This is a genomic window from Collinsella sp. TF10-11AT (assembly GCF_003437565.1).
Classification (GTDB): Bacteria; Actinomycetota; Coriobacteriia; order Coriobacteriales; family Coriobacteriaceae; genus Collinsella.
In genome coordinates this window covers 1-18,384 of sequence record NZ_QSQW01000005.1, presented here as the reverse complement: position 1 = coordinate 18,384, position 18,384 = coordinate 1, and the positions used below count along the sequence as shown (strand labels likewise).

Sequence of the window (18,384 nt, the reverse complement as noted above, 5' to 3'; positions counted from 1 at the left end):
GCCTACCCCCTCTTCTTCTTGGAAACCAGGCGGACGATGCCCACCAGCGTGGCGGAAATGATAAACAGGACCACGCCCATGCCGAACAGCGCCGAGCGATGCAGACCCGAGGAATAGCTCATGTCGAGCGCAATCTGGCTCGTGAGCGTCGAGATGGGGCTCGCAATGCTGTCGGGAATAACCGGGGCGTTACCCACGACCATGAGCACGGCCATGGTCTCGCCGATGGCACGGCCCATACCCAGCACGATGGCATCCACGATACCCAGCTTGGCGGCAGGTAACACGACCTTATAGATAGTCTGCCACTTGGTGGCGCCCATGGCATACGATGCCTCGCGAATGCCCATGGGAATGGAATTGAGAGCATCGATGGTAAGCGTCGTGATGGTGGGCACGATCATAATGGCGAGCACGAACCACGCCGTCAGCGCGCCAAAACCAAGACCGCCGGTCAGTTGTGCGATAAACGGGCGGATGATGATCATGCCAAAGAAGCCATAGATGATAGAAGGGATGCCGGCCAACAGGTCAACGGCAGGGCTGATGAGCTTGCGCACGCGCTTGCTGGCGATCTCGACCAGATACACGGCCGTGCCCACGCCTAGGGGCACACCCATGGCGAGTGCACCGACGGTCACCAGACCCGAGCCGGCAAGCAGCGACACGATGCCGTAGTGACCCTCAGAGGGCGCCCACGTAAAGCTAAAGAAGTCCGCCAGACCGATGTCGGTAAAGACGGGCAGCGCCGAGTACGTGGTAAAGACAAAAATCAGGATGACGGTAACGACCGCCAAGAACGCGCAGGCAAAGAAGATCCACTGCAGCGCCTTCTCCTTGATATAGGTACTGCGCGATACGAGCGCCAGCTCGCGCTTCTTGGGCGTCTGAACATTCCGCTCAGTCTGGGAGTTTTCCTGTGCTTCCATGCTACTCACTCCCCTTCTCGTCGTTGGTGACGGGGATAAAGCCCGCCTCGCGAATCTGCTTGTCCATCTTTTCGGACGTCACATAGTCGATGTAATCCTGCGCCTGCTGCGAAGGCGCACCCTTCACAAAGAAGTAAAGGTCGCGTGAGATGGGATAGCCGCCGCTCGCGACCGTCTTCTCGGACGCCTCAACATGATTGACCGAGACGGCCTTGACCGAGGTCTTGGCGTTGAGGCTATCGACAAAGCCCAGCGAAATGTAGCCAATGGCACCGCGCGAACGAGATACCACGTCGCGCACCTGGCCCGTGCCCGAAAGAACGGCGGAGCGGCGATCGAACGGGGTGCCGTCCATCACGATGGTGCGGAATGCTTCACGCGTGCCAGACGCCTCGTCTCGGTTGATGACCTGAATCTTCAGGTCCTCGCCACCGACCTCTTTCCAATTAGTAATCTTGCCGGCATAGATATCGCGGAGCTGCTCGGTCGAGAGGTTATCGACCGGGTTATCGTCGTTCACGATGACCGCGATACCGTCGTGGGCAATGACGATGGGAGTCAGGCCCAGATCCTGTTCGTCGGCATTGAGTCCACGGGAGGAGCTGGCGATATCGGCCGTGCCAGCGCTGACGGCTTCGATGCCAGCGGAAGAGCCCAAACCGGAAACGAGCACGTCGATGCCGGTCTCCTCCTTAAAGCCCTCTGCCGCAATCTCGGCGATAGGAAGGCAGGTCGTGGAGCCGGCCACGGTAATGGAAGAGGTAGAAGATCCCGAAGAACAGGCGCACAGCGTAAGCGTAAGCACAGCGGCGCTCAGGACCGATACGATCTTTCTCATAGCATCACGCCGATCGCAGCATGGCGCCCACAGGTGCCGTCCTCGTTACGGTAGGAATAAAAGCGGTCGTTCTGACGCACAGTCGAAAGCTGGGTATCCACGATATTATCCGCGTCCACACCGATATCTACCAACGCCTCACGAATGGCGGCAGATAGATCGAGCATGCGAGAAGCGCCCGCATCGATGCACGAAAACTCGGCGGCAAAGCGGTCCATGAGTTCTTGGGATACCTCATATTCGTCAGCCAAGATATGGGGGCCGATATAGGCGGAAACGTCGCTCGCATCGCAGCCGGCAGCATCGCAAAGCGCCTGGCACGCCTTGGCAGAAATACGTGCAATCGTGCCCTTCCAACCGGAGTGCACCACGGCAAATCCGCCAGGGGCCACCAGCACCACGGGAACGCAGTCGGCAAAGCAGAGCAGCACGGGCACGTCATGAGCCGTACAGACGATGGCATCGCAGCCCTCGGCAATCTGCTCGCGAACAGCCTCAAGATCGTCGGCACCGTTCGAAGTCACCGTAACGATATGGTCACCATGTACCTGATTGGGCACGAGCAGATTATGCTCGCACTCAGTGGCGCCCATAGCTTCGAGCGCTCGACGACGATTTTCTTGAACAGCAAAGGGGTCATCGCCTACATGCGAGCCCAGGTTGAGCGAGGAGTACGCATCTTCAGAAACGCCACCGGTGCGCTCGGTAAAGGCAAAGCGGACATCGGATGTCGCGCCCTCCACCAACGTAACTCCATCATGGTCGACACGCGAAACGTTGTCCGCACGTGCTGCCATACTAAAGCCTCCTAATAACACAAGTACCGCGGCGTCGCCGCGCAGTCCGCGTTTATACGGCTGTCATACTTCCTTAAAAGGATACCCGCAGCGGTAGGGACCAAACGTAAAGGGAACGTAAGGAGATTGGAGGCTTTCGTTTACAAACGAGAAACAAAACGGGGTGCATCCAAATGGACACACCCCGTGCAGGTCGTTGAGAAAAACGAACTAGAAGCTACCGCGCTTCAGGAAGTCGGGAAGCTCGAACTGGTCGTTGCCAAAGTTGGGCAGCTCGGTACCACCGACGTTGCGGGTCGGAGCTGCCTGAGCCGGGCTGGCAGCCGGGGCGGTGCGCTGCGGCTCAGCGGAGGCAGCGGCCTTGCTCTGAGACTGCTGAGCAGCAAAGAGCTCATCCTGACGGTTGACGTTGGAGTCGGAGAAGCCCGTAGCGATGACGGTGATACGCACCTGATCGCCCAGGGACTCGTCGACAACGGTACCGAAGATGATGTTGGCCTCGGGGTCGACGGCGTTGGCGACAACGTCGGCGGCGTCGCTGATCTCCTGGATGCCCAGGTCCTTGGAACCGGCGATGGAGAGCAGCACGCGCGTGGCACCATCGATGGAGCTCTCGAGCAGCGGGCTGGAGATGGCCTGCTGGGCAGCGTCGACGGCACGAGTATCCCCAGAAGAGGTACCGATACCCATCATGGCGGTACCGGCCTGCTTCATGATGGTCTTAACATCGGCGAAGTCCAGGTTAATGATACCGGGGACGGTGATGAGGTCGGTGATGCCCTGGGTGCCCTGGGAAAGGACGCCATCGGCAATCGCGAAGGCCTCGAGCATGGTGGTCTTCTTCTCGGCGATGTCGAGCAGCTTATCGTTAGGAATGACGATCATGGTGTCGACGCAATCGGAGAGGGTCTTGATGCCCTCCTCGGCGCTCTTCTTACGCTTGCGGCCCTCGAAGGTGAAGGGCTTGGTCACGACGGCGACGGTCAGTGCGCCGACCTCGTTCATCGCGATATCGGCAACGATGGGAGCAGCGCCGGTACCGGTGCCGCCGCCCTCGCCGCAGGTGATAAACACCATGTCGGCGCCAGCGAGCGCCTCGGCGATGTCGTCGCGGGACTCATCGGCAGCCTTGCGGCCAACCTCGGGATTGGCGCCGGCGCCCAGGCCGCGGGTAAGGTCGGTGCCGATGTGCACCTTGATATCGGCATCAGAGATCGCGAGTGCCTGAGCATCGGTGTTGATGGCAACAAACTCGACGCCGCGGATGCCCTCTTCGATCATTCGATTGACCGCGTTGGTACCGCCGCCGCCGACGCCGACCACCTTAATGACGGCAAGGTAGTTGTTGATCTCTGTCTCGTGCATGTCGGTCCTCCGAACAAAGGTTATAGCCATAGCATGGGTCGACCCCTGCGCACATTAACCTTCAGGTTGAAAGTAAATGCAAAGGTAAACCGTATTATGTTTGCACATTATGAACGTATCAGTCAAATAATTGACCGTGAAAACCAAACAAACCAGATAAACGGCGTGGTATGGCCCCTCAACAAAGCATCAACCAGCGCTACGAGGTCGGAGCATTCCTAAATGTGTAGTTGCCCGGAGAGCGCACATTGATATACGTTACGCCCTCTACCTGCGAAAGCAACTTGGTGACTACGCGTTCCTTCTTGGCGATATCGTCCGAATCGCCCAGCGACACCTCAATGCCGTTATTGAGGTTTGCCGAGATGGCTTCGACCGAAGGCGTGGAAATATCCTTGACTTGTCCCAAGAACTCGCTCGAAAAACCACGCACATAATCCAGGCCGGCCTTAACGGCTTTGGAGTTCACCGCCTGGCCGGAAACCGGAGCGACATCCGCCGAGACATCAGTCAATAACACCGCGCCATAATGCTTGGCGAGCGCCAGCGCGGCATCGATTCCGGTCAAGGTATTTGAGCCCTGCCCTGTCGTGATGACGTTGCCCTGGTCGTCCACTTCGACCGACGTCGACAGCGGGGCGATCCAGGTGTCATCGTCTCCGATAGCCCAGGCAAGGTCGTCGGAGCTGATATACGCAATGGCGATAACTTTACGCTCCGTCGGCGTGATGATAAGCGTATGGGGAAACTGGCGCTGGACATCCACGCCCGAAACCCACGGGTTCTGCTTGAGATCCTCGGTAATCTGGTCGGGATCGACGTTAAAAAGCGACGTTCCCTCGGGCAAGTCGATCAGCTGGATAGCATCGTGCTTCGTCACATGCTCGCTGCCTTGAATCTGAATATCAGTGGCAGTAAACAGTCCAGAGTTGATCACCACGATGGCAACGACGACGAGCACGGCCAAGACGGCCAGAACGCCGCCCACGATTTTGCCTTTGCCTGTAACGACAGAAGCGGCATCTGATGTTTTATTTGCCATCGCTCCAAGTGAAGATAACGGGTTGAAACCTTTTTTACTCGAAGGCTTCTTGGCGGTAGCCGGCACCGATGTCAGCGAGCGCGGTTTCGATGCGCCCAGCGTGAGACCTGGACGCGCCGCTTTAGTTCCCGTCGAGGGCTTGGGAGCTGCCATGGGACGGGCAGGCTTGGCGCCCATAACAGGCTTTGACGTCACCGAGGGACGCGAGGACTTTTTTGCGGCCGGACGATTACCGAGCTGCGAGCCGACGACCGGACGACTGGTCTGTCGAGCATGCCTGACAGACTTAGAGTGCGCGACGGTATTGCGTTGAGGTTTGGCAGGCGCGCCGGAACGCCCTCCGGCGCGGCGGAAGGTGGGTTTCGATGCTCTAGAAGCCGAGGAATTTAACTTCCGGTCTGAGCTCGATGCCATACGCCTCCCTCACCTTTCCGTGCACATGTCTGATAACCGCGGCAACGTCATCGGCCGTGGCAGTTCCGTTATTAACGATAAAATTAGCGTGAACGGGCGAAACTTCCGCGCCGCCAATCGAAAAACCCTTTAATCCACAATCCTCGATAAGCTTGCCCACACTCGCATCGGGCGGGTTGCGAAAGACAGACCCGCAGGATGCGCGACCCATGGGCTGCGTACGCTTGCGCCTTGTAAGGTACCGCTCCATGCGCTCGCGAATGTCGGCCTTGGGCGCCGGTTTAAGCTTGAGCACGCACTCGAGGATGATCTCATTGCGGGGAAGGCTACATTCGCGGTAGCCCCAAGAGATCTCGGACCCCGCATAATGCTTGATACCGGATGCCGGGTCAAACGTTACGACATCCTCAACCAGCGAGCCAATCCACTCGGTCCGCGTGCCGGCATTCATAGATATCGCACCGCCGACCGAACCAGGAATGCCAACGGCAAACTCAAGGCCCGAGAGGCTACGCGACAGGGCATCGTTGACCAGGCGCGCAAACATCACGCCCGCACCGACCGTCAGCGTACAACCGTCATCGGCAACAACCGTGCGCTGGAACTCACGTCCGAGCGAAATGACGGCACCGCGATAACCGCCATCGGCAACCAGCAGATTGGAGCCCTTGCCGATGATGACCCACGGCACCTGCTCGCGATCGAGCACCGCCACGGCGCGGCGGAGGGCATGATAGCTATGGCACGTCACAAAGAGGTCGGCCTTGCCGCCGATACGATAGCTCGTATGACGCGCAAGGCGCTCGTCCTCGATCACATCCGTGTCGATCATGCCCGAGAGCGCCATGACGGCGTTAAACAGACCCATTAGACTTAAGCGTCTTTCTTGGCAGTCAGATACTCAATGAACTCGGGACCGACGGTCGTAACGTCGCCGGCACCCATGGTGAGCAGCAGGTCGCCCTCGCCCACCATCTGCTCGAGCTCCTGATTGAGCTCAAGACGGCTGGAGCAGTACACGACCTCCTTGCCAGGATGCTTGGCGCGCACGGTATCGGCGAGCATCTTAGAGGTGACACCCGGAATGGGCATCTCGCCAGCCGAGAACACATCAATCAGCAGCAGTTTATCGGCATTGGCAAATGCATCGGCAAAGTCCTCGCACAGGGCCTGCAGGCGCGAATAGCGGTGCGGCTGGAACACGACGTCGACGTGCTTGTAACCCAGCGACGAAGCGGCAGCAAGCGTCGCCTTGATCTCGGTGGGGTGATGGCCGTAATCATCGACCACGGTGATGCCATTGATATCGCCCACGTGGGTAAAGCGACGGCGGACGCCCTCAAAGCTCGAGAGCGCCTTGGCGGCGGCGTCGATGTCAAGGCCCAGGACATGGGCGACGGTGAGCACCGCCGTGGCGTTGAGCATGTTGTGGCGACCGGGATTGCTCTTGATCTCCACAGCGCGCTCAGTGCCGTCCTCAAAGCGAACGATAAAGTCACTCTGGATGCCCTTGACATCCGGGTGCATGCAGACGATGTCGTTGCTCTCGGCAAAGCCGTAGGAAAGCACGTGACGGCCCGTCGACTTGGCGAGCTCGACCAGATGCGGGTCCTCACCGCAGACGATGACGGTGCCGTCCTCGCCCACCAGGCTCATGAATTTGGCGAAAGTTGCCTCGATCTCCTCGATACCCGAGTAGTGATCGAGGTGGTCGGCCTCGACGTTGGTCACAATGACTACGTTGGGGTTCAGGAACAGGAAGGAGCTGTCGGACTCGTCGGCCTCGGCGACAAAGTAGTCGCCCGAGCCGTTCTTGCCGTTCGTGTCATAGCCCTCGACGATGCCACCGATCAGGAAGCTCGGATCCAGACCCATGCGGTCGAGCATGGTGGCACACATCGAAGACGTGGTGGTCTTGCCATGCGTGCCGGCAACAGCGACGGTGGTGTAGCCGTGACCCAAAGCAGAGAGCATCTTGGCACGGGGCCACACGGGAATACCAAGCTCGCGAGCGCGCACGAGTTCAGGGTTGGACTCCGGAATAGCGGTGGAGACAACAACCACGTCGGGCTTGACCTCGTCGATCGTGGCGGCCTCATGGCCCACATGCACCTTCACACCAGCGCGGGTAAGCTGGCGGATATAACGTGACGTCTTAAGGTCGGAGCCGGTAACGGCATAACCGCGCTCGTGCAGAACGAGGGCGATGCCGCTCATGCCGGCGCCGCCGATACCGATAAAGTGGGCGCTCTTAAACTCGGGCGCGGAGGTTGCAGTCTGGGAATCAGCCATGTGCTCGTGTACTCCTTGCGTAAACACTGCCTGTAACCCGTTAACTGTACCGCACCTACCGCATCAGCGCGAGGGCGACCGAAGATATCCCGTCTAACTAACGCAAACCCTCTACTGCATCCGCCAGAAGAGCGGCGGCTCTATCCTGAGCCAGACCACGCGCCGCCTGACGCATGGCGTCGCGCGCCGCCGCGTCATCGACCAGGTGCAGCAGCTCATCGGCAAAGGCAGAACCGTCGATATCGGCATCGGCGCAGAGCACGCCGGCCCCGGCGTCGACCAGATAACGGGCATTGGTGGTTTGGTGGTCGGCCGTCGCATGCGGGTACGGCACGAGCACCGAAGGCACGGCGAGCGCAGCGATCTCGGCCACGCTCGATGCTCCCGAACGCGATAGCACCAAATCGGCAGCAGCCAGCATGTCGCCCATGTTGTCGATGTAAGGCTGGACGCGGTAACGCTTCGCCTCCTCGAGCGTCAGCGCCAAAGCGCGCTCGGTCTCCTCAAAGCCGTCGGCACCCGTCGAATGCAACACATAGAGGTTCTTGCGCGAAAGCAGCTCGTTTTTGAGCGAAGCCACGCGCTCGTTGAGGTGCTGGGCGCCGAGTGAACCGCCAAAGACGAGCAGCAGCGTAGCGTCCTCGGGAACGCCAAGTGCCTTGCGGCCGCGAGCGCGATCGCCCTCGATCACCGAGCGACGTACGGGGTTGCCGGTCATGAGCACGTGGTCAGGGTCACCTTCGCGCTCAAAGACCGAGCGCGCTGCCGGCACCGAGATGCACACGCGAGCGGCGTGGGAGTTCATCATCTTGTTGGCCAGGCCCGGAACAGAGTTCTGCTCATGTAGCAGATACGGAACGCCTGCGCCCTTGCACCACCCCAGCAGCGGAACCTCGACATAGGCACCAAAACCGATGGCAGCATCGGGCTTGCCGACCTTTGAGAAATGACTGGCGAGCGCACGCTTGGCCTTGTTGACACGCCACAGCGAGGTCAGCGCCGTCCAGGGACGGGAGCGGTCGAAGCCCGTGACCGTAATGGGCACAAAATCAAACCCAGCCTCGGGGACCAGACGACCCTCGAGCTTGCGCGACTGGCCCACGAACACAACGTGGTGGCCACGGTCATGCAGCTCCTCGGCCAAAGCGAGCGCGGGGTTAATGTGTCCTGCCGTGCCGCCGGCTGCAATAGCAACGGTCATCTTATCGGTCATGGTAGTCCCTTCGTACACGCGGTCCCTGGTCGTCGGTGCGCAAACGCGCCGACGGGTCCGAGTTCAAATCGATTCGATTATATCCGCCGCCCGCGCTGCGAGGGCTGGGGCGCTGCGGACGACCTTGCGGCGCCGTTCGCTGACGCGGACGGGCTGCCGGCTCGGTCGCAGAGCCATCCAGAACGGTAAAGCCGTTACGCGAAGATCGCTCGCCGCGTACGTGGGGCACGCCGGCGGTACTCTCATCCATAACGGCAAAGCTCTCGCGGCGACGGTCGTACTCATCGCGACGGGCGCTCTCGTACGAAACGCGCAGGATCAGACCGGCAAGCATAAGCGACACAATAATCGACGAACCGCCGTAGCTAATAAACGGCAACGGTTTGCCCGTCATGGGAAACACGTTGAGGATGCCCAGCGCATTGATCAAAAACTGCACCGCGAGAATGACCGCGGAGCCAGACGCCATGAGCGCGCCCCGACGATCGGTCGCCTGCTCGGCAATGCGAAACGCCGAGTAGATCAGCATCGCAAACACCAAGAAGAACAGCACGGTTCCGACAAAACCGACTTCCTCGCCAATGATGGCCAGGATGTAGTCATTGTGCGCCTCGGGCAGATACGAGTACTTCATGGTTGAGTTGCCGATGCCACGGCCGAACAGACCGCCCGAGGCAAAGGCCATGATGGCAAGCGTGGCCTGATAGCCGTCACCATACTCGTCGGCCCAAGGGTTCAAGGCAACCTGAATACGCACCATACGGTACGGCTCTGCAACAAGCGCAATCACGATCACGAGAATGCCGAAGATTATCACGCCGATGATAAATTTGGGGTCGAGACCCGCAAACAACGCCATGCACATGAGGGTCAGCAGGATGATCAGGACGGTACCGAAATCGGGCTGGATAAAGATCAGAAAGAGCGGAATGCCCAGGTAGATGCCCATCTTGCGAAGGAATTCGTTGATGTTGCCACCGGGCGAAAAAAAGCGATCAAGCATGATGGCCGAATACGCAATGGCAAATGGCTTTAAAAACTCGGAAGGCTGGAACTGAATGCCGGCGATGTTGAGCCAGCGCGTGGCGCCACGGCTGCCGCTGCCCACCAAGAACACCAGAAACAGTAGCCCTATCATGCCTATGAGGAAGATCCTGAGCACATCCTCCCCAAACCAGCTGTCCGGCAAAACGCGCACGATGGCAATCAGCGCCAGAACACCGACCACGGCAAACGCAGCCTGTCGACCCAGAAAAAACGTCGCTGAGCCATTCTCGTGCAGCGCCTCGACCGAAGACGCCGAGTACACCATCAGCAGGCCAAAACACACCAAGATAAACAGACAGGCCATGAATATCAGACGGGGGCGCATGATGCGGGCGGGAACGCCGGCAATATAGCGTTCGCTAAACGACTGCCCGCCGCGACCGGAACGCGGTGTGCTACGCCGCGAGGAAGCACGGTCCGAGTCGGGCCTCCTCATACCTTGTCGGGGGCTCTCCTCTCTCACCGGCAACCCCTATTCCATTTGCGATTTCGCTGCAGCGGCAAGCTGGGCCACATAGTCCTTAAACACGCGGCCGCGCTCCTCATAGCCCGAGAACTCATCGAACGAAGAGCAGGCAGGAGAAAGTAAGATCACGTCGCCACGGCTCGACAGCGAACGAGCAACGTCCACGGCATCGCGTAGGTCATCCGCCTGGGCGATATCCACATCGCCATCGACATCGGCCTCGTCCATAGCGGCGGTGAAGCGCTCGCGCGCATCGCCAAAGCAGACGACCGAGCGCACGTTATCCATAACAACGCGCGCGAAGTCCGTGAGCGGCGTGCCCTTATCGTGGCCGCCGAGCAGCAAGATCACGTCGTCATCGGGAAATGCCGTCAGCGCCTTCTCGACCGCGTCGGTGTTGGTCGCCTTGGAATCGTTGACGTAGCGCACACCGTCAATCTCGCCGCACGGCTCCACGCGATGCTCGAGCGGCTGGAACGAGGCCAGACCGCGGCGGACACCATCGACATCGGCACCGACGGCCAGAGCAGCCGTGGCGGCACATAAGGCATTGATGACATTGTGATGGCCCGAGATCTTGAGCTCGGACGTGGCGACAAGCTGAGTCTCGACGCCCTTTAGGCGCACGACCATTTTGCCGTCGCGCACAAAGGCGGCATCTGCACCCTCGGGCTCGTCAAAAGCGACCTTGCAGATGCGGCGACCCGGCGTATAGATGTACTCATCGAACTCGTGAATGCCGGCGTCTTCGACGTCGACAACCACCAGATCGTCATCGACCATATTGTCAAACAGCTTGATCTTGGCAAGCGCATAGTTCTTATGGCTCTTATGCCAGCCCAAGTGGTCGGGAGTGATGTTGAGCAGCACCGCCACGCGAGGGTGGAGCTCGGTGGTCGTAGCAATCTGATAGCTCGAGAGCTCAGCCACAAACCACTCGTTGTGGGCTCGTCCGTCAATCTCGTTGACCGGCGGCTCGCCGATGTTGCCGACGGCTACGCTGGCCTCGCCGGCAGCCTTGAGCAGATAATCAGTCAGCGACGTGGTGGTCGTCTTGCCGTTGGTGCCCGTGATGGCAATCCAGTTATCGGGCGACAGGCGATAGGCAAACTCGGGCTCACCCATAATCTGGGCGGCATGCTCGCGCCCGGCCTTAAAGAAGCCCGAGAACTCCGAGATGCCCGGGCACGTCACGCATACGTCATAGGCGCCCTCGACCTGTTCGGTCCCATAGACAAACGACGCGCCAGCAGCCTCGAGCGCACGCGTGGCGTCATTGGGCTCAGAGGTGCCGCCGCCATACACGGTAACGGCGCTTACGCGCTCTGGATGTGCCAGCGCCCAGCGGGCGACATCGAGACCGGATTTGCCCTGACCCAAAACGAGCAGGCTAAAGACATCAGCAAGAGGCATGAAAGACCACTATCCCAACTGGAAGAACAGAGCAAGGCCAACGGCACCAAAGGCCGCAGCGATAATCCAAAAACGGATGACGACCTTGGTCTCGGCCCAGCCCTTCTTTTCGAAATGATGATGGATGGGCGCCATAAGGAAGACGCGCTTGTGCGTAAAGTGGAAGTAGACAACCTGAATCATGACCGACAGAGTCTCAACGATAAACAGGCCGCCGATGATGAGGGAGACGACCTCGGTGTTAGTCATGATGGACGTACAGGCAAACGCGGCGCCCAGAGCAAGCGAGCCGGTATCGCCCATAAAGATGCTCGCCGGATAGCAGTTGAACCACAGAAAGCCCAAGCAGGCACCGGCACACGCGGTGCAGAAGATGGACAGGTTCACGTCTCCGTGCAAAAACGCCATGGCAGCCATGGCGAGCATGGCAATCATGGAGGTGCCGCCAGCAAGACCGTCAAGGCCATCGGTCAGGTTCACGGCATTGGAAAGACCAGCGATCATCAGCCAGCAAAAGACAATATAGAGCCACGGGAACGAAAGGCCGCAGATGGTGGTCGAAAGCACGCCAAGGTCGATCGTCAGGCCGCCGGGAAAACGAATCTCGGGGGCGACGCCGCACCAGTTGACGGCAAGCACCGTAAAGGTGACACAGATAATGGTTAGGCCGATCATCTTGGCATGCGGCGTCAGACCGAGCGAGCGCCCATGCGTAACGGAGGTCAGATCGTCGATCAGGCCCAGCACGCCGGTCGCCAGCGTGGCGAGCAGCACGAGCACGAGCTCGGTGGTGAGCTTGCCCATCAGCAGGCAGGTCAGCGAGATCGCGACGAGGATGACAACGCCACCCATGGTGGGCGTTCCCTGCTTAACCAAATGACGCTTGGGGCCGTCGGCACGAACCTGCTGGCCGATACCCTCGACCTTGAGCAGCTTAATCCACCACGGCATGAGCAGCAGCGCAATGGCTGCGGCGATGCCAAGCCCCAAAAAAGCCTGATACGTTGGATACGAGGGATTGCCGAACATGGGCTAGCACACACCTTCCACAAAGCGGTCGAGCTCAACAAAGCGGGAACCCTTGACCAGTACAACATCATGTTTTTCAAGCGCGCCGCCCATGCGGTCGAGCACCTGCTGATAATCGGAGAACACCTGGATGCGGTCCTCGTCCATGCCCATCATGCGCGCGGCATCGGCCATAAGCTGGGCCAGCTCACCACCCACGCACGCCAGCATGTCGAGCTTCTTGGCGGCGGCATAGGCGCCCACGAGCTCATGCATGCGAGGAGCCTCATCGCCCATCTCGCCCATCTCGCCCAGGATCGCCATGCGAGACCCCGTGCATGAAAGCGAGCACAGCAGATCGAGGCCGGCTGCCATCGATTCGGCGCTGGCGTTATAGGAATCGTCGATGATGCGTGCACCGCTCTTGGCGCGCTTGATCTCCTGGCGGTGCCCGGTGATCGTAAGACCCCTAAAGGCAGCATCGATCTGCTCGGGCGTCACGCCCAGGCGATAGGCAACCGCGGCGGCCTTAACGGCATTAGGAACGGACTGCACGCCGGGGATGGCAAGCATGGTATCGATTGTCTCGCCCTGACCAAAATCGAGCGTAAAGACCGGACGGCCCTCGTCATCAACGCGAACGTCGCGGGCGCGGACCTCATCATCGTCAGAGACACCGGCCAGCATCACGTCGATACCAGCAGGCTGGGCGAACGTATCGCGAATGAACGGCGTAAAATCGTCCTCGCCGCCCAAAACCAGCAGCGGCAAATAGTCGCCGGCGGCGCACATGCCCTGGACAATCTCGGCCTTAGCGCGGGCGATGTTCTCGCGGCTGCCCAAAATGCCGATATGAGAGGTGCCGATCTTGCTCACGATGGCAAGGTTGGGATTGGCGGACTGGGACAGGCGCTCGATCTCGTGGAAATGATTCATGCCCATCTCGAGCACCAGGACCTCGGTATCGGCCGGAGCGGAAAGCACCGTGAGCGGCATGCCGATCAGGTTATTGAAATTGCCCTTGGTGGCCCAGACACGATAGCGCTTGGCGAGCACAGCGGCGAGAACGTCCTTGGTCGTCGTCTTGCCGATGGAACCGGTAATGCCAACGACCAGGCAGCCAAGCTCCAGGCGATACGCGTGCGCCAAACGCAGCAGAAACTCCTCGGGATCATCGGTCAGCAAGATGGCACAGCCCTTGTCCTGCGCCAGCGAGACCAGCTCGGCCTCGGGCTCACGCGTCATCACGACGGCGCCGGCACCCGACTGGACGGCACGGGAAGCAAAATCATTGCCGTCGACGTTTTCACCGGGAAAGGCGACGAAAATCGTCCCTTCCTCGACCTGGCGCGAGTCGATAACGCACCCGCGGCATACCCGATCGACTTCTCCCGTCACGGTTCGGGCCCCTGTTGCGGCCGCGAGGTTGTTGACGGCGATCTCTATCATTGCAGCTCCCCTGTAAACCTAAATAATGCTATCGGCGTATTGTATCCCAGCGCCGCGCATGCGTGGTGCAGGGCATGTGAACACCCCTCATATGGGACAACAAACCACGCCCCAAAGATTGTAACCCCCTACTTCGTGTGTGGGATACCCAGCACGTCGAGCGCGTTGGCCATAATGGACTGGAACGGCACCGCAGCGGCATCTGAGCCGCTCGGCGTTCCGTCGAGCGTGATATAGCACAGCACCTTGGGCGATTGTGCCGGTGCAAAGCCCATAAAGGACGACATGTAGTTCTCCTTGAGGTAGCCGCCGTTCTCGTCGGCACGTTCGGCCGTACCGGTCTTACCCGCCACGTCATAGCCGTCAACCGCGCCGCCAACGCCCGTTCCCTCCGACACGACCGTCTGCATGCACGATGTCACCTGGGATGCGGCGTCCTCCGAAATCGCGCGCTCGCCTTCGCCCCAGTCCTTCTCGTCGCCTTTGCTGGACTTATAGAAGTGCGGGGTCATCATCACGCCGCCGTTGGCGATGCCGCCCACGGCACGTGCGATCTCAATCGGTGAGACAGACAGCGCCTGTCCAAAGCTCATCGAGCCCAGCGTGGCGCCGTCATACTGGTCACGCTCCTTGACGATGCCCAGGCTCTCGCCCGGAAAATCGACACCAGAGCTGTGACCGATGCCCCACTTGTCCACATAGGCGGCAAAGTCGTCGGCACCGATCTTGCGCCCCACCAGGACAAATCCCACGTTGGACGAACGGCGCATCATCTCGCGCACATCCATGGTCATGGCGTAGTCGCGCTTGTCGGCATCGGTGACGGTATCGTCGCCCACCTTGATGCTCGCCGGCACCTCAAACGACGTACTCGACCGCACGACACCCAAGTCGAAGCCGGCGCCCGCCACGAGCGTCTTAAAGACCGAGCCGGGCTCGTAGGCGTCGGTGACCAGGCGCAGGTTCATATCCTCGGTCTTGGCGTTTTCCAAATTGGTCTGGTCGTAGGTCGGATACGAGCAGGCTGCCAAGATCTCGCCTGTCGTAGGATCGGTGACCAGCGCCGAGCCGTTCTTGGCCTTTGTCTTCTCGACAGCCTCTGCCAGGGCATCCTCGGCCGCACGCTGGATATTGACGTCGAGCGTCGTCACGAGATCAACGCCGTCGACCGCAGCCACCTTTTTATAGGCACCGCCCGCGATATAGCTGCCGTCCCTCGCGCGCTCGCGTACGAGAGAACCGTTCGTGCCGGTTAGAAGCTTGTTGTATTGCTTTTCGAGACCAGTCAAGCCGTCGTTGTCTACATTCACTACACCCAGCACCTGCGATGCCAGATTGCCGTATGGATATACGCGCTTCATGGCCTGCTCAAAAAGCACGCCGGGCAGGTTCTTCTTCTCCAGCGCCACAGCATCGTCTTCGTCCACCTGGCGCTTGATATACACCCAGGTTCCATCGGACTCAACGAGCTTGCGGCAGGTCTTTTTATCGATTCCAGTTGCCTTGACCAGCGCCGACACCGTCTTGTCAACATCCTCGACAAGCTGCGGGTTCACAGCGATGTTGCGACATTCGACCGACGACGCCAGCACGTTACCGTTGCGGTCGTAGATGGTGCCACGTTTGGCATAGAGGGTCTGCGCAAGCAGGCGACGCGCATCGGCACGCTCGCGCAGTTTATCGGCTTCGACAATTTGATAGTCGGCAAGGCGAAAGACGCCCAAGCCCAAGCCAAGCCCAATGAATCCCATGACGGCTTTGCGGCGAGGCAGCGGCGTGCCTGTGAGCCATTCGGTCGACGAACTCTTGCGCGACCTAGTGTTATGCACTTGAGGGCCGCCCGAGCCGCGAAGTCGCGACGCCGGGTCGTTGCCACGGGACTGCCCGGCGTTGTAAGATTGCCGACCCGTTCCTTGATAACCAGAACGTCCCCGCGACGAGGGACGTCCAGAACCGCGGCCCCCATCGGAACCGCGGCGATAGTCATTTGTCATACTCAGCTACCGTCTTGCTACTGAGCGGTCGCGGTCGCGTTGGCGCCCGCGGCTGCATCCTGCGAAAAGTCAAGTGTAACGCTCTCGCTGGGCTCCACCATGCCATAAGCGCCCGCAAGGTCGCGAATGCGCGTGTCGGCGCCATAGACCGAATGCATGACCTCCAGGTCGGAGCTCTCATCGGTCGCCTTTTCGAGCGTGTTGGTAAGCTCGGCGTTGCTGTTGAGCACCTGGGCCGTAACGCCGGCGAGCGCCACGCGGGCGACGCCGATCGTCATGAAGATAGCCGCAATGATGCAAAACGTTTTAAGAACGCTCATGAAAACCGGGCTTACCGCCTGGTTTGCCTGACGGCCCGCGCCCGTGTAGACATCAAAGCGCGGCGTGCGCTGCTCACGGGGAGCAACGGGGGCCTGCGGCGTCTCACGATAGGCGGGCATGGCGTTCATATCATAGGCGAGTGCTGCGTTTGAAGTGTTGTAGCCCATGATATGCCGCCTCCCATCCCGAGTACGTTGGTAGTGTGTTTAAGCTTCGTTTATGGTGCGAGCGGGAGGTCCAATATCGCGCGGTCGCGCCTACAGACGCTGCGCCACGCGGATTTTGGCTGATCTCGCCCGAGGGTTGCGCTCAACCTCATCAGGCTGGGCAACCAGGGGTTTGCGGGTGATGACCTTGAGTATCGGCACGTTGCCGCACACGCACACCGGAATCTCCGGCGGACACGTGCACCCCTGGCTCATCTCCTTAAAGTGGTTCTTTACGATACGGTCCTCGAGCGAGTGATACGAAATGACGCAGATACGTCCGCCCGGGTTGAGCCACCTGGTGGCGGCATCAAGCCCTCGTTCGAGCACATCGAGCTCGTGATTGACCTCGATGCGAATGGCCTGGAAACTTTTCTTGGCCGGGTGTCCACCATGCCGACGAGCGGCAGCTGGGATACCCGCCTTGATGATCTCGACAAATTGGCCGGTGGTTTCGATCGGTTCTTGCTCGCGGCGGCGCACGATCTCGCGCGCGATCTGCGAGGCGAACTTCTCTTCGCCGTAGACGCGTAGAATCCGGGCGAGGTCGTGTTCGTTATAGGTGTTGATGACCTCAGCTGCGTTTAAGGTGTTATTGCCCGGATCCATCCGCATGTCCAATGGGGCGTCCTCGTTATACGAAAAGCCCCTGCCAGGGATATCGAGTTGCGGTGACGAAACGCCCAAATCGAACAGGAAGCCATCGACCCCGGGCACCTCGGCCGAGCAAAGCAGCTCGTCCAAGTCGCCGAAGTTGCCCTTCAGCAGCTGGTGCGGTACGCCGGGAACCTCGCGGTCCAGACGGGCGCCAGCGGCCTCGAGGGCCATGTCGTCCTGATCGACGCCGAGCAAAAGGCCGGTCTCCCCCACCTGCGCGGCCATCTTTACCGAATGGCCGGCACCGCCAAGGGTGCAGTCGCAGACGACGGAGCCGCTCTTTAGCTGCAGCGACTCAAGCACTTCGCCGAGCATGACAGGTTCATGCCGATATTCTTGTGTCAAGATCCCACGCTCCATCCGTTACCCGTGCCTTGCCCTTACGAGAAGAAGAGGTCCAGCAGGGCCTCATCGTCATCGTCCTCATCGGCCGCGGCGCGATCCCAAACCTCAAGGTGGTCGTAGTTGCCCACAACCGTGACCTCGCGGTCGAGGTTCGCCTGCTTGCGGAGAGACTCAGAAAGACCGATACGACCGGCGCTGTCCACGTCCATCGACGTGGTGCGCTTGTTGATCGCCCTCATGAGCTTCTGGTCGTTGATGTCGCGCGGGTTAAAACCCTCGTGGCCCTCACGACCCGCGAAGAGTCCTTCGACCCACTTATCGAAGGCCTCGGCAGAGAACACGTACAGAGCATCGACATCCAGGGCTTTGAACACGCGAACGTGCTCTCCAAGCTCCTCGCGAAGGGGTGCAGGCAGGGACAGACGACCTTTTGCATCGAGATTGCGCTCATATGCACCAGTCATTCCCATGTGCGCCCTCCCCTCGGTTACTCAGATGGCACGTACGCGGGGAACCACCCCGCCTGTCGACGTCATCAATAATATGGGGAACCGCCCCATTTTTCAACACCTTTCCCCACCCCTTCCC

Annotated in this window: 16 protein-coding genes; all 16 read right to left on the bottom strand. The window is 60.0% G+C overall.

Annotation, left to right across the window (positions count from 1 at the left end):
• Positions 1–2: 2 nt before the first annotated feature.
• On the bottom strand, positions 3–929 hold the full coding sequence (gene pstC / locus DXC99_RS04625; protein WP_117584223.1) for a phosphate ABC transporter permease subunit PstC: 927 nt from the start codon (positions 927–929) through the stop codon (positions 3–5).
• A 1-nt stretch (position 930) separates the two neighbouring features.
• Positions 931–1,767 carry a phosphate ABC transporter substrate-binding protein gene (locus tag DXC99_RS04620; protein WP_099431531.1) on the bottom strand — a complete coding sequence of 279 codons (837 nt, stop codon included), beginning with the start codon at positions 1,765–1,767 and terminating at the stop codon, positions 931–933.
• Entirely contained in the window at positions 1,764–2,564 is an 801-nt protein-coding gene (locus tag DXC99_RS04615; RefSeq protein ID WP_117584224.1) for a polyphenol oxidase family protein, read from the bottom strand. The genes DXC99_RS04620 and DXC99_RS04615 overlap by 4 nt, the downstream gene beginning before the upstream one ends.
• Positions 2,565–2,774: 210 nt before the next feature.
• Positions 2,775–3,929 carry a cell division protein FtsZ gene (gene ftsZ, locus DXC99_RS04610; protein ID WP_055251674.1) on the bottom strand — a complete coding sequence of 385 codons (1,155 nt, stop codon included), beginning with the start codon at positions 3,927–3,929 and terminating at the stop codon, positions 2,775–2,777.
• Between the two features lie 199 nt (positions 3,930–4,128).
• A complete protein-coding gene (locus DXC99_RS04605; protein WP_055251672.1) occupies positions 4,129–4,971 on the bottom strand; it encodes a cell division protein FtsQ/DivIB in 843 nt (280 codons plus the stop codon).
• A gap of 370 nt (positions 4,972–5,341) precedes the next feature.
• A complete protein-coding gene (murB, locus tag DXC99_RS04600; RefSeq protein WP_117584225.1) occupies positions 5,342–6,253 on the bottom strand; it encodes a UDP-N-acetylmuramate dehydrogenase in 912 nt (303 codons plus the stop codon).
• Between the two features lie 5 nt (positions 6,254–6,258).
• Positions 6,259–7,677, bottom strand: a complete 1,419-nt coding sequence (murC, locus tag DXC99_RS04595) for a UDP-N-acetylmuramate--L-alanine ligase (RefSeq protein WP_117584226.1) — start codon at positions 7,675–7,677, stop codon at positions 6,259–6,261.
• Positions 7,678–7,774: 97 nt separating this feature from the next.
• Positions 7,775–8,890: an undecaprenyldiphospho-muramoylpentapeptide beta-N-acetylglucosaminyltransferase gene (murG, locus tag DXC99_RS04590; RefSeq protein ID WP_117584227.1), complete on the bottom strand. Its 1,116-nt coding sequence runs from the start codon at positions 8,888–8,890 to the stop codon at positions 7,775–7,777.
• Positions 8,880–10,373 carry a putative lipid II flippase FtsW gene (gene ftsW, locus DXC99_RS04585; RefSeq protein ID WP_055251664.1) on the bottom strand — a complete coding sequence of 498 codons (1,494 nt, stop codon included), beginning with the start codon at positions 10,371–10,373 and terminating at the stop codon, positions 8,880–8,882. Before ftsW ends, murG begins: the two co-directional genes overlap by 11 nt.
• Before the next feature lie 36 nt (positions 10,374–10,409).
• A complete protein-coding gene (murD, locus tag DXC99_RS04580; protein ID WP_089571580.1) occupies positions 10,410–11,816 on the bottom strand; it encodes a UDP-N-acetylmuramoyl-L-alanine--D-glutamate ligase in 1,407 nt (468 codons plus the stop codon).
• A 9-nt stretch (positions 11,817–11,825) separates the two neighbouring features.
• Entirely contained in the window at positions 11,826–12,845 is a 1,020-nt protein-coding gene (gene mraY / locus DXC99_RS04575) for a phospho-N-acetylmuramoyl-pentapeptide-transferase (RefSeq protein WP_006234262.1), read from the bottom strand.
• A 3-nt stretch (positions 12,846–12,848) separates the two neighbouring features.
• Positions 12,849–14,273, bottom strand: a complete 1,425-nt coding sequence (murF, locus tag DXC99_RS04570; protein WP_117584228.1) for a UDP-N-acetylmuramoyl-tripeptide--D-alanyl-D-alanine ligase — start codon at positions 14,271–14,273, stop codon at positions 12,849–12,851.
• 128 nt (positions 14,274–14,401) lie between these two features.
• Positions 14,402–16,102: a penicillin-binding protein 2 gene (locus DXC99_RS04565; protein WP_338134613.1), complete on the bottom strand. Its 1,701-nt coding sequence runs from the start codon at positions 16,100–16,102 to the stop codon at positions 14,402–14,404.
• Positions 16,103–16,284: 182 nt separating this feature from the next.
• Complete coding sequence (locus DXC99_RS04560; RefSeq protein ID WP_117584230.1) at positions 16,285–16,755, bottom strand: hypothetical protein; 471 nt, start codon at positions 16,753–16,755, stop codon at positions 16,285–16,287.
• A 90-nt stretch (positions 16,756–16,845) separates the two neighbouring features.
• A complete protein-coding gene (gene rsmH / locus DXC99_RS04555) occupies positions 16,846–17,811 on the bottom strand; it encodes a 16S rRNA (cytosine(1402)-N(4))-methyltransferase RsmH (RefSeq protein ID WP_117584231.1) in 966 nt (321 codons plus the stop codon).
• A gap of 20 nt (positions 17,812–17,831) precedes the next feature.
• Positions 17,832–18,266 carry a division/cell wall cluster transcriptional repressor MraZ gene (locus DXC99_RS04550; protein ID WP_006234269.1) on the bottom strand — a complete coding sequence of 145 codons (435 nt, stop codon included), beginning with the start codon at positions 18,264–18,266 and terminating at the stop codon, positions 17,832–17,834.
• Positions 18,267–18,384 lie beyond the last annotated feature (118 nt).

Excerpts from the sequence above, each read along its gene's own strand:
- pstC (WP_117584223.1), bottom strand. The coding sequence starts at position 929 with ATGGAAGCACAGGAAAACTCCCAGACTGAGCGGAATGTTCAGACGCCC.
- DXC99_RS04620 (WP_099431531.1), bottom strand. The coding sequence starts at position 1,767 with ATGAGAAAGATCGTATCGGTCCTGAGCGCCGCTGTGCTTACGCTTACG.
- DXC99_RS04615 (WP_117584224.1), bottom strand. The coding sequence starts at position 2,564 with ATGGCAGCACGTGCGGACAACGTTTCGCGTGTCGACCATGATGGAGTT.
- ftsZ (WP_055251674.1), bottom strand. The coding sequence starts at position 3,929 with ATGCACGAGACAGAGATCAACAACTACCTTGCCGTCATTAAGGTGGTC.
- DXC99_RS04605 (WP_055251672.1), bottom strand. The coding sequence starts at position 4,971 with ATGGCAAATAAAACATCAGATGCCGCTTCTGTCGTTACAGGCAAAGGC.
- murB (WP_117584225.1), bottom strand. The coding sequence starts at position 6,253 with ATGGGTCTGTTTAACGCCGTCATGGCGCTCTCGGGCATGATCGACACG.
- murC (WP_117584226.1), bottom strand. The coding sequence starts at position 7,677 with ATGGCTGATTCCCAGACTGCAACCTCCGCGCCCGAGTTTAAGAGCGCC.
- murG (WP_117584227.1), bottom strand. The coding sequence starts at position 8,890 with ATGACCGATAAGATGACCGTTGCTATTGCAGCCGGCGGCACGGCAGGA.
- ftsW (WP_055251664.1), bottom strand. The coding sequence starts at position 10,373 with ATGAGGAGGCCCGACTCGGACCGTGCTTCCTCGCGGCGTAGCACACCG.
- murD (WP_089571580.1), bottom strand. The coding sequence starts at position 11,816 with ATGCCTCTTGCTGATGTCTTTAGCCTGCTCGTTTTGGGTCAGGGCAAA.
- mraY (WP_006234262.1), bottom strand. The coding sequence starts at position 12,845 with ATGTTCGGCAATCCCTCGTATCCAACGTATCAGGCTTTTTTGGGGCTT.
- murF (WP_117584228.1), bottom strand. The coding sequence starts at position 14,273 with ATGATAGAGATCGCCGTCAACAACCTCGCGGCCGCAACAGGGGCCCGA.
- DXC99_RS04560 (WP_117584230.1), bottom strand. The coding sequence starts at position 16,755 with ATGGGCTACAACACTTCAAACGCAGCACTCGCCTATGATATGAACGCC.
- rsmH (WP_117584231.1), bottom strand. The coding sequence starts at position 17,811 with ATGGAGCGTGGGATCTTGACACAAGAATATCGGCATGAACCTGTCATG.
- DXC99_RS04550 (WP_006234269.1), bottom strand. The coding sequence starts at position 18,266 with ATGGGAATGACTGGTGCATATGAGCGCAATCTCGATGCAAAAGGTCGT.